Origin of the sequence: Methylobacterium sp. CCH7-A2 (assembly GCF_001557075.1) — a bacterium.
Classification (GTDB): Bacteria; Pseudomonadota; Alphaproteobacteria; order Rhizobiales; family Beijerinckiaceae; genus Allobosea; species Allobosea massiliensis.
This window is the reverse complement of sequence record NZ_LSKN01000297.1, coordinates 1-633: the sequence shown is the minus strand read 5'-3', so window position 1 is coordinate 633 and position 633 is coordinate 1. Positions and strand designations below refer to the sequence as shown.

Genomic DNA, 633 nt, shown 5'->3' with positions numbered 1-633 from the left:
CATAGGCGGAGAGGCTAGGGCCAAGCGTGCCGTAGCTGACCTCCTTGGGGTCGAGTTGGTGGCAGGCGAAGCAGTTGCCGCCGGCGACGGTTCCCGGCGGATCGGAAAACTGGCCGCCGCGGCCGTTATTGGCCACCGCATAGCCCTTCTTCCAGTCGCCGAGCAGCTTGCCGTCGGCCGGATAGGTGACCTTGGCCAGTTCGCGCTTGATGATCGCCTCCGATTGCGCGGAGGTGACGTTGTTGCGGGTCGCGTTGCAGACGGCGAGCGACTCGTCGGGCGTGATCCGGGCCACCCATTCCGGGGAGGCCTTGCCAAAGGTCGATTTGACATAGGCCTCGATGGTGGCCTGGCTCGGCTTCTGCTGGGCGAGGGCGGGGCCGGCGATCAGCAGGGCGGCGGAGGCCGCGGCGGCGAAAGCGGTTCTGGTCATCGTCTCGCCCTCTCAGCGCTTGATCGACGGCACGGCGATCTCGCCGCCGGCGGCCTGTTTCTGCAGGAAGACCGTCAAGGCGGTCAGGCTGTCGGAGGCGTATTCGGGCACCGGCCAGCGCTGCTGGCGGTAGCAGTCCCAGAGACGGTGCTGCATCGTGCGCAGCGCGCTCTGCGAGACACGATAGGTCGGCCAGGACG

General features: G+C 67.8%; 2 pseudogenes. Both read right to left on the bottom strand.

Features of this window, described 5'->3' with window-relative positions:
• Positions 1–433 (bottom strand): annotated as a pseudogene (locus tag AX750_RS22715) (sulfur oxidation c-type cytochrome SoxX); the annotation flags it as partial.
• A gap of 12 nt (positions 434–445) precedes the next feature.
• Positions 446–633: pseudogene (locus tag AX750_RS22710) on the bottom strand (sulfur oxidation c-type cytochrome SoxA); the annotation flags it as partial.